At 68.9% G+C, this 10,530-nt stretch carries 9 protein-coding genes; all 9 read left to right on the top strand.

Going from position 1 to position 10,530, the window contains the following annotated elements; all coding sequences use genetic code 11:
• Positions 1-2,264 (top strand): bifunctional acetate--CoA ligase family protein/GNAT family N-acetyltransferase (locus PHC73_RS07100; protein WP_300126183.1); only part of this gene is annotated, 2,264 nt, incomplete at its 5' end.
• A gap of 3 nt (positions 2,265-2,267) precedes the next feature.
• The gene (locus PHC73_RS07095) at positions 2,268-3,188 is read left to right on the top strand and encodes a histone deacetylase family protein (protein ID WP_300126180.1); all 921 of its coding nucleotides are present in this window, start codon (positions 2,268-2,270) and stop codon (positions 3,186-3,188) included.
• 19 nt (positions 3,189-3,207) lie between these two features.
• Positions 3,208-3,576 (top strand): DUF6763 family protein, encoded by a 369-nt coding sequence (locus tag PHC73_RS07090; RefSeq protein ID WP_300126177.1) that lies wholly within the window; start codon positions 3,208-3,210, stop codon positions 3,574-3,576.
• 258 nt (positions 3,577-3,834) lie between these two features.
• A complete protein-coding gene (locus tag PHC73_RS07085) occupies positions 3,835-4,713 on the top strand; it encodes an EamA family transporter (protein WP_300126174.1) in 879 nt (292 codons plus the stop codon).
• Positions 4,714-5,221: 508 nt separating this feature from the next.
• The gene (gene cas3 / locus PHC73_RS07080; protein ID WP_300126171.1) at positions 5,222-7,516 is read left to right on the top strand and encodes a CRISPR-associated helicase Cas3'; all 2,295 of its coding nucleotides are present in this window, start codon (positions 5,222-5,224) and stop codon (positions 7,514-7,516) included.
• A gap of 52 nt (positions 7,517-7,568) precedes the next feature.
• Positions 7,569-7,850, top strand: coding sequence for a type II toxin-antitoxin system Phd/YefM family antitoxin (locus PHC73_RS07075; protein ID WP_300126169.1), 282 nt, complete (start codon positions 7,569-7,571; stop codon positions 7,848-7,850).
• Positions 7,847-8,263: a type II toxin-antitoxin system VapC family toxin gene (locus PHC73_RS07070; RefSeq protein ID WP_300126167.1), complete on the top strand. Its 417-nt coding sequence runs from the start codon at positions 7,847-7,849 to the stop codon at positions 8,261-8,263. Before PHC73_RS07075 ends, PHC73_RS07070 begins: the two co-directional genes overlap by 4 nt.
• A gap of 14 nt (positions 8,264-8,277) precedes the next feature.
• On the top strand, positions 8,278-8,943 hold the full coding sequence (gene cas5c, locus PHC73_RS07065; protein ID WP_300126165.1) for a type I-C CRISPR-associated protein Cas5c: 666 nt from the start codon (positions 8,278-8,280) through the stop codon (positions 8,941-8,943).
• The coding region (gene cas8c, locus PHC73_RS07060) for a type I-C CRISPR-associated protein Cas8c/Csd1 (RefSeq protein WP_300126162.1) at positions 8,940-10,530 on the top strand (1,591 nt) is incomplete at its 3' end. The genes cas5c and cas8c, both read left to right, overlap by 4 nt.

Genomic DNA, 10,530 nt, shown 5'->3' with positions numbered 1-10,530 from the left:
ACGCCAGCTTCGCGCACCTGGCACCGCGGCGCGGCCGGCTGGCCTTCGTGGCGCAGTCGGGGGCGGTGATCACGTCGGTCATCGACTGGGCACTGCCGCGCGGGGTGGGCTTCTCGCACCTGGTGTCGCTGGGCGACATGGCCGACGTCGACTTCGGCGACATGCTCGATTACCTGGCCGGCGACCCGGACACCGACGCCATCCTGCTGTACATGGAAGCGGTCACCAACGCACGCAAGTTCATGTCGGCGGCGCGCGCCGCGGCGCGCGTCAAACCGGTGGTGGTAGTCAAGGCCGGGCGCAGCCAGGCGGCGGCGCGGGCGGCGGCCTCGCACACCGGTGCGCTGGCCGGCAACGACAAGGTGTACGACGCCGTGTTCCGCCGCGCCGGCATGCTGCGCGTGCACACGCTGGACGAGCTGTTCACGGCGGCCGAGATTCTGGCCACCACGCGCCTGCCGGCCGGCGATCGTCTCGCCATCGTCAGCAATGGCGGTGGCATCGCCATCATGGCCACCGACGCGCTGGAGGCGCAGGGCGGCAGGCTGGCGCAGCTGGCGCCGCAGACGCTGGCCGCGCTCGACCAGGTGCTGCCGTCCACCTGGTCGCACGGCAATCCGGTCGACATCATCGGCGACGCGCCGCCGCAGCGTTACGAGGCGGCGCTGGCGCCGCTGCTGCGCGACCCGGGCGTGGACGCCGTGCTGGTGCTGCACGCGCCGGTGGCGGTGGCCGACGGCGTGGAGGCGGCGCGGGCGGTGGTGCGCGCCGCCGCCGCCCAGCCGGGCAAGACGCTGGTGACCAGCTGGGTGGGCGACCAGATGGCGCGCGCCGGCCGGCAGGTGTTCACCGAAAACCGCATCGGCACCTGCCGCACGCCGGAGGATGCGGTGCGCGCGTTCATGTATCTCGAACGCTACCGCAGCGGCCGCCTGGCGCTGATGGAGACCCCGCCGTCGGTGCCCGAGCAGTTCGAGCCGGACGTCGAGGCGGCGCGCACCCTGTGCCGCCGGGCGTTGGCCGAAGGTCGGCAGTGGCTGTCGCCGGACGAGGTGGCCGGCGTGCTGCGCGCTTACTGCATCCCGCAGGTACAGCCGCGCCACGCCGCCACGCCGGACGAGGCGGCCGCGGCGGCGGCGCAGATCGGCGGCCCGGTGGCGCTCAAGATCCGCTCGCCGGACATCATCCACAAGACCGACGTCGGCGGCGTGGCGCTGAACCTGCCCGATGCCGAGGCGGTGCGGCATGGCGCCGAACAAATGCTCGAGCGGGTGCGCAAGAACCGCCCGGACGCCCGCATCGACGGCTTCCAGGTCGAGCCCATGCTCGACCGCAGCCGCAGCCACGAGCTGATCGTCGGCATCGCCGTCGATGCGCAGTTCGGCCCCTGCGTGCTGTTCGGGCAGGGCGGCACGGCAGTCGAGGTGCTGAACGACACCGCGCTCGGCCTGCCGCCGCTGAACATGCGCCTGGCGCACGATCTCATGCGCCAGACGCGCGTCTACGAGCTGCTGAAGGGGCACCGCGGCATTCCCGGCGCGCACCTGGGCGCCATCGCGCTGACCCTCATCAAGGTGGCGCAGCTGGCGGCCGACGTGGCCGAGCTGGTCGAGCTCGACATCAACCCGCTGCTGGCCAGTCCCGAGGGTGTGCTGGCGGTCGACGCCCGCGTGCGCGTGGCGCCGGTGGCCAACCCGGCGCAGCCGCGTCTGGCCATCCGGCCGTACCCGAAGTCGCTGGAGAAATTCGTCGTCATCGGCGACGGCCGGCGCCTGCTGCTGCGCCCGATCCTGCCCGAGGACGAGCCGATGCTGCAAAAGAGCTTCGAGCGGCTCACGCCCGAGCAGGTGCGGCTGCGCTTTTTCGTGCCGATGAAAGAGCTCGGCCACAGCCTGGCGGCGCGCCTGACGCAGATCGACTACGACCGCGAGATGGCGCTCATCCTGACCGAGCCCGGCATTCCCGGCACCACGGAAATCTACGGCGTGGTGCGCATTTCCGCCGATCCCGACAACGAACGCGCCGAGTACGCCGTGGTGGTGCCCGAGCACATGACCGGCCAGGGTCTGGGCGCGCTGCTGATGCGCGAGATCATCGACTACGCCGCCGCCCGCGGCATCCGCGAAATCTGGGGCGACGTGCTGCGCGAGAACGCCGCCATGCTGGGCCTGGTGCGCAAGCTCGGCTTTCGTATCAAGGACGACCCGGACGACCCGTCGCTGGTGCGCGTGACGCTGGACCTGACCGCGCAAGCGCGCCGCTGAGCCATGCACACCGCCTTCATCACCCACCCGGCCTGCCGCGAGCACGACGCCGGCCCATGGCACCCGGAGGCGCCGGGCCGCCTGGCGGCGATCGAGGATCACCTGATCGCCACCGGCCTCGATCCGCTGCTGCGCCACTTCGAGGCGCCGGAGGTGACGCGCGAGCAGCTGCTGCGCGTGCACGACGCCGACTACCTGGACGCGCTCGACGCGCGCAGCCCCGAGCACGGTGTGATCCACGTCGACCCCGACACGGCCATGAATCCCTACACGCTGGCCGCCGCCCGCCGCGCCGCCGGGGCGGCGGTGCTGGCCACCGAGCTGGTGCTGGCCGGCACGGTGCGCAACGCGTTCTGCTGCGTGCGCCCGCCGGGCCACCACGCCGAGCGCCGCCGCGCCATGGGCTTTTGCTTTTACAACAACGTGGCGGTGGGTGTGGCGCACGCGCTGGCCGGCGGCGCAGTGCAGCGGGTGGCGATCGTCGACTTCGACGTGCACCACGGCAACGGCACCGAGGAAATCTTCCATCACCGCAGCGACGTGCTGCTGTGCAGCAGCTTCCAGCACCCGTTCTACCCGTACACGGACCTGAACTTTCGCGCCCCCAACGTGGTGCACGCGCCGATCGCCGCCGGCCTAGGCAGCGCCGCCTTTCGCAGCGCCGTGCAGGACGAATGGCTGCCGGCGCTGGAGGCCTTCGCGCCGCAGATGGTGTACGTGTCTGCCGGCTTCGACGGCCATCGCGACGACGACATGTCCCAGCTGTGCCTGACCGAGGACGACTACGCCTGGGTGACACAGGTGATCAGCGATCTGGCCGCGCGCCACGCGCACGGCCGCGTCGTGTCGGTGCTGGAAGGCGGTTACGATTTGTCGGCCCTGGCGCGCAGCGTGCGCGCCCACCTGGACGTTTTGTTGACCTGAAATCGCACGGGACACACCTATGAGCTACGACATGGACCCGATCGTCGGCAACTGGTACCAGCACGTCGACAAAGGCCTCGACTTCGAGGTGGTGGCGGTCGACGAGCAAGCCGCCAGCGTCGAGATCCAGTACGTGGACGGTTCGCTGGACGAAATCAGCCTCGACGACTGGTACGAGCTGGACCTGGAACCGGCCGAGCCGCCCGAGGACTGGACCGGCCCGCTCGATGACGTCGAAACCGACGACACCGACTACACCGAAACCGATATGGAAGAAGAGGACTGGCAGGAGCCGCAGCGCGAGCGCCCGCGCCGGCGCGGGCACGCCGACGGCCTGGAAGACGACGTGCCGCCGCAGGACGAATTCGGCGCCGACTGGGAGGAGTAGGGCCGCCGCCTGGCGCCTGTCCATCGATCAATGGTTCGGCATGCGCTGATTCATTCAGCGCTGCGTCCCGGGCCGGATGCGCCGGCTGAATCAGGGGTAAGGCGCAGATTCGGGGCTTCACCGCGCGGCGCGAGCAGAAAAATTCCAGGGACGGAGTTTTCGGCCTTTCCAAAAACTACCGGTAAGGAATTTTTCGGCATTTCGCTGGCCGACCGACCAGCCGGTCGTGCACCGGCACAGCTCCCCACACGGACCCCCATGCCCAGCTACGTGCTGCTCACCCTCGCCGCCGCCTGGCTGCACGCCATCTCCTTCACCCTGGCCAAGGGCCTGTGGCTGCATAGCCGCGACCCGTTCCAGATTTCCATCCTGAGCCAGCTGGCCTGCGGCCTGCTGGCGGCGCTGGCGCTGCCGTGGGCGGGCTTTGAGGCCCTCTGGCAGATGCCGGGCACGCTGCTGGCGATCGGCGCGAGCGTGGTGCTGGGGCAGGTGTTCTTCATCCTGGCGCTGCGCCACGGCGATGCCTCGTTCGTGGTGCCGATGCTGGGGCTGAAGCTGTTCGCCGTGGCCGGCTTCTCGGCCCTGTGGCTGGCCGAAACCTATGAGCCGCTGGTCTATCTGGCTGCCGCCGGCGCGTTTGCCAGCCTGTTTCTGCTGTCGGACGGCAAGTTTCGCGGCAGCTTGCGCTCGGCCCTGTTCGTCACCGCCGCGGCGGTGCTGTACGGCATCACCGATGTGCTGCTGGTCGGCGCCTTGCGCGCCGGCCTGAGCCCATTGCAGGTCGGCGTCTACTCCCTGCTGGTGCCGCCGCTGCTGACGTTGCCGATCACGCTGGCGCTGCTGCCCGGCCGCTGGCGCGTCAACCGCCCATTCGGCCGGGCGCTGGCCGTGTACGCCAGCGTACAGATCGCCGGCATGGTGTTTTTGATGCTCGCCTTCGGTCTGGCCGGCCGCGCCACCATCGTCAACATCGTGCAGACCTCGCGCGGCCTGTGGGTGCTGGCGGTGGTGTACGTGATGGGGCGACTGGGCATCGCCGGCGTGGAGCGCCTGACCGGCGCCCAGTACCGCAGCCGCGCCGTGGGCGCGCTGCTGCTGACCGGCTCGCTGGCGCTGGCCGTCCTGGCGCACCGCTGAGAGCGTGTGATTTTTCAAGCTCTCAGGCCGGCCAGGGATGGCCGGACGCGAATCGAGCCCGTAAGGGCTTGATTCGCGGGAGCCCGTCCGGGCGTGTACCGGACGGGCGACGCAAGAAATGCGCAGGACGCGCATTTCTTCACAAACCCTGAGAGCTTGTGATTTTTCAAGCTCCGAGGCCGGCCAGGGATGGCCGGACGCGAATCGAGCCCGTAAGGGCTTGATTCGCGGGAGCCGGTCCGGGCGTGTACCGGACGGGCGACGCAAGAAATGCGCAGGATGCGCATTTCTTCACAAACCCTGAACGCGCGGTCGACCGCGCGGTGTGGCGCCGCTTCGCTGCGCGATCGCTCTGGCTGGCGCTTGCCTTGCGGCGCCAGTGTCGACACGGCCGTGTCACGGCAACCGAAAAAAATTTTTATTGAACGGTGCTCACCGTCTCAGGATTCAAGACGGTGGTGCTGCACCATGGGTGCAATCCTCCGCTTGGGCAGGAGAGGGGCACTCCATGAACAGCACAGTCAGCGACGACGATCTTCGACCAGCGGCCGCTCACACCACCGTTGGGCAAACGGGGCTGCGCGTTCACGCGCTGGATCAGCACCTGAGCGAGGTCGCTCGCCGCGCGGCAGATCACGCGGTGCTTTTCGGCGGGCAGGACTGGGCACGTCAGGCCGGTCTGTGGCACGACCTCGGCAAGTACCGGCCCGGTTTTCAGCGCTACCTGCGCGCCGCCAGCGGCGCCGAGGCTGAGAACGCGCATATCGAGGGCGGCGCCGGGCGCGTTTCCCATTCCACCGCTGGCGCCTTGTTGGCCTGCGAGCGCTTCGGCACCGCGGGCCGGGTGCTGGCCTACCTGATCGCCAGCCACCACGCCGGGCTGTACGACTGGAACGCTGACGCGAGCAGCCTCGAAGCGCGCCTTGCCTCCGAGGCCAGCCGCACCGAGCTGGCCGAGGCGCTCGCTGCGGCGCCGCCTGAGATTCTCGACCACGGCGGCTTTGCGCCGAATCTGCGCGCCATTCCGGGCGGCTCGGCCGGCTTCGCGCTGTGGCTGCGTATGCTGTTCTCGGCGCTGGTCGATGCCGACTTTCTCGACACAGAAGCCTTCATGGATGAAGGCAAGGCGGCCGCGCGCGGCGCCTGGCCGGATTTGGCGACGCTGCGCGCTGCGTTCGACGCCCACATGGACAAGCTCGCGGCGGCGGCGCCCGACACGCCGGTCAACCGCCTGCGCGGGCGCATCCTCGCCCAGTGCCGCGCCAAGGCGGCGGAAAAGCCCGGCATCTTCTCGCTCACGGTGCCCACCGGCGGCGGCAAGACGCTGGCCTCCATGGCCTTCGCGCTCGACCACGCGCGGCTCCACGGCCAGCGGCGGGTCATCTACGTCATCCCCTACACCAGCATCATCGAGCAGACCGCGGACGTGTTCCGCGGCATCTTTGGCGAGGCGGTGATCGAGCACCACAGCAACGCAGAATCCGATCCCGGCCGCGAGAGCTTGCGCAGCCGACTCGCGTGCGAGAACTGGGACGCGCCCGTGGTCGTCACCACCAGCGTGCAGTTTTTCGAATCGCTGTTCGCGGCGCGCACCAGCCGCTGCCGCAAGCTGCACCACATCGTGAATAGCGTGGTGGTGCTCGACGAGGCCCAACTGCTGCCGCCCGAGTTTCTGAAGCCGATCCTGGCTGTGCTGAACCTGCTCACCCGCCACTACGGCGTCACCGTGGTGCTCAGCACGGCCACGCAGCCGGCGCTCGCCCGGCAGGAGTATTTCGATCCGCAGAAAACCATCCAGGGGCTCGACGCGGTGCGCGAGCTGATGCAGGGTGGCCCGCAGGTCGAGACGCCGGATGAGCTGTATCGGGACTTGAAGCGCGTCAACGTGCGCCTGCCGGCGGATTGGCAAAAGCGCGTCGCCTGGGAAGCGCTCGCGGCCGAACTTGCCGCGCACGAAAGCGTGCTCGCCATCGTCAACACCCGCCGTCACGCGGCCACGCTGCACGCCCTGCTGCCCCAAGGCACGCTGCACCTGTCGGCGCTGATGTGCGGCGCGCATCGGGCCGATGTCATCGCCACCATCAAGGCGCGCCTCAAGGCCGGTGAACCGACGCGCGTGGTCAGCACCCAGCTGGTCGAGGCCGGCGTCGATCTCGACTTTCCGGTCGTCTACCGGGCGCTCGCCGGGCTCGACTCGATCGCCCAGGCCGCCGGGCGCTGCAACCGCGAAGGTCGCCTGTCCGGTTTGGGCGAGGTGGTGGTGTTCGTGCCGCCCGACGCCGCGCCGCCGGGCCTGCTCGCCAAGGGCGAAGGCGCCTGCCGCAGCGTGCTGCACGGCCATGCGGGCGATCCGCTCGACCGTGCGCTGTTCGAGCGCTACTTCCGCCAGCTCTATTACCAGTGCGAGCTGGACAAACACGGCATCGAAAAGCTGCTCACGGTGGACGGCAAGACGCTCGCCGTGAACTTCCGCAGCGCCGCCGAGAAATTCCGGTTGATCGACGACGCCGACCAGGCGAGCGTGGTCGTCCTTTATCGCGGCCCGGACGGGCGGGACGCCACCGTCGATCAACGCCTCGCGCAACTGCGCCAGGGTGGTGCGGAACGCTGGCTGCTGCGCGCGCTGCAGCGCTACACCGTCAATATCCGCCAGCGCGACGCCCAGCGCCTGCTCGCGCAGGGCGACATCGAGGAGCTGCTGCCGGGTTTGTTCGTGCAGGTGAGTGATGTCGCCTACGACGCGACGCTGGGGCTGAGGATCGATCCGGCCGCGCCGGTGCCGCCGGCCGGGTTGATTGTGTAACCAAGACCGCAACCTTATGATGACCACTTTAACTGGTCACAATGAGTCGACCATGGAAATCAATGCCGCCGAGTTCAAGGCCAAGTGCCTGAAGCTGCTCGACCAGGTTGCCGCCACCCACGAGCCGCTGGTCATCACCAAGCGCGGCAAGCCGGTGGCCAGGCTGGTGCCGATCGAGGATGAGACCGCGGATTCGATGTTCGGTTACCTGCGCGGCACGGTCACCATTGTGGGCGACGTCGTGGAGGTGCCCCACGAGCCGCTGGCGGCCGAGACCGGCGAGGAGGATGAGCTGTACCGCCCGCTGCTGCCGCGCGGCAAATCAGCGCGATGAGCGACCTGCTGCTCGATACCCACGTCTGGCTCTGGTATGCCGAAGGCGTGGCGGGCACCTTGGCGCCGCAAGTCGTGGCACAGATCGAGGCGGCGCGCCGAGCGCGACGCCTTTTTGTCAGCGTGATCAGCGCCTGGGAGATCGGTCTGCTGCTGGCCAAGAACCGCATCATGCTGTCCGCGCCGTTGCAAGACTGGCTCGAACAAGGCACTGCGCTGCCCGGGCTGCGCGTGCGGACATTGACCACTGAAGTCGCCATCGAAAGCACGCTGCTTCCCGGTGATCCGCACGCCGATCCGGCCGACCGTTTCCTGATTGCCGAGGCGCGTGTGGCGGGTCTCACGCTGGTGACCGCCGATCGAAAAATCATCGACTACGGGCGGGCGGGTCACGTCCGCGTGCTGGCTGCTTGAAGGGAGAGAGAGCCGTGAAAGCCCATTGCCTCGAAGTCCGCGGCGATTTCGCCTGCTTCACCCGCCCCGAGATGAAGGTCGAGCGCGTGAGCTACGACGTCATCACGCCGTCCGCGGCGCGTGCGGTGTTCGAGGCCATCCTGTGGAAGCCGGCCATCCGCTGGCGGGTGCGGCGCATCGAGGTGCTGGCGCCCATCCGCTGGATCAACCTGCGCCGCAACGAGGTGGCGGGTGTGGTTTCCACGCGCAATGTGGAGAGCGCCATGCGCGCCGGCAGCGGCGATCTAGCGCTTTACATCGAGGACGAGCGCCAGCAGCGCGCCGGCCTGTTTCTGCGCGACGTGGCCTATCGCCTGCACGCGGAACTAACCCTGCAGCCCAACGCGCCGCCGGGCGAGATGCTCATCAAATACCGCGAGATGTTCGAGCGCCGCGCCGGCCGCGGCCAGTGCGTGAATCAGCCGTATCTCGGCTGCCGGGAGTTCGCCGCAGCATTCCGGCGGGTGACAGACCTGAGCGCAGAGCCCACGCCGATCGCCGAGACGCGCGATCTGGGCTTCATGCTGCATGACCTCGACTTCAGCAACCCAGCCGATCCGGTGCCGCGCTTTTTCCGCGCGCAGATGACGGACGGCGTCATCGATGTGCCGGACTTCGATGGCGTGGAGGTGCGCGCATGATTTTGCAAGCACTCGCCGACTACTACCGGCGCAAGCAGGCCGATCCCGACCCGTCGCAGCGCCTGCCGGCCTATGGCTTCGAGGAAAAAGAGTTCCCGTTCATCCTCGAAATCGACAGCGAGGGTCGGCTGGTGCAGATCCTCGACACGCGCAGCGGCGAGGGCAAAAAGAAAACCGCCCAGCGCTTTCTGGTGCCGCAAGCGGTCAAGAGGGCATCGAACATAGCGGCCAATCTGCTGTGGGACACGGCCGAATACGTGCTCGGCATCGACACCCGCGGCAAGCCGGAGCGCGTGGCCGAACAGCACGCCGCGTTTCGCGCCCGCATCGACGCGCTGCCGGAGGCGGTGAAAGCCGATCCCGGCGTTGCCGCGGTGCCGAAGTTTCTTGACCGCATCGACTTCGAGGTGCTGGCCGCCTGTCCCGCGTGGGAGGCAATCAAGACCACCAACCCGCTGCTGAGCTTTCGCTTGCATGGCGATGTGGAGCTCATCTGTCAGCGCCCGGCCGTGACCGCGTTGGCCGCCGATGATTCGCAAGAGGAAGGGGCCACGGTGACATGTCTGGTCAGCGGCGCGCTGGCCGCACCCGAGCGCCTGCATGCCGCCATCAAGGGCGTGTGGGGCGCGCAAAGCTCGGGCGCGAACATCGTCTCCTTCAACCTCTACGCCTTCAATTCCTACGGCAAGACACAAGGCGCCAATGCGCCCGTCGGCAAAGCCGCCGCCTTTGCCTACACCACCGCGCTCAACCATCTGCTTGCCAAGGATTCGCGCCAGCGCATCCAGGTGGGCGACGCCTCGACGGTGTTCTGGGCCGAAGCGCCGCACGAACTCGAAACCGCGCTCGTGGACCTGTTCGGCGAGCCGCCCAAAGACGACCCCGACCGCGGCACCGACGCGCTGCGCGCGCTCTACCGCGCCGTCGAGACCGGGCGTTTTGCCGTCGGCAGCGACGACACGCGCTTTTACGTGCTGGGCCTGGCGCCCAACGCAGCGCGCATCGCCGTGCGCTTTTGGGAGACGGCGCCTGCGATCGAGCTCGCGCGGCGCATTCGGCAGCATTTCGAGGACATCGCCGTGGCGCGCTCGCCGCGCGACCCCGAGCACCTGTCGCTGTTTCGCCTGCTCGCCGCCACCGCGGTACAGGGCAAGGCCGACAACATCGCGCCCAATCTCGGCGGCGAGGTGATGCGCGCCATCGTCGAAGGGCTGCCGTACCCCGCCACCCTGCTCAACGCCGCCGTGCAGCGCTGCCGCGCCGAGCAGCAGGTGAGCTACCCGCGTGCCGCTGCCATCAAAGGCTGGCTCAACCGCGACGCCCGCCGCCGCCATTTACCCCAGGAGGAGTTCCCGCCCATGCTCGATCCCGCACACCAAAGCGCCGCCTACCGGCTCGGCCGGCTGTTCGCCACTCTGGAGCGCATCCAGGAAGATGCTGCCGGCGGTCCCGGCAAGCTCAACGCCACCATTCGCGACCGCTACTACGGCGCCGCATCGAGTACGCCCGCGGCGGTCTTTGCCACGCTGCTGCGGCTCAAGAACCACCACATCGGCAAGCTGCACGCCGGCCGCGCGGTGCAGATGG

It is taken from the genome of Immundisolibacter sp. (assembly GCF_028696615.1).
In the GTDB taxonomy this organism is placed as follows: domain Bacteria; phylum Pseudomonadota; class Gammaproteobacteria; order Immundisolibacterales; family Immundisolibacteraceae; genus Immundisolibacter.
This window is presented reverse-complemented; position numbering and strand designations above follow the sequence as displayed.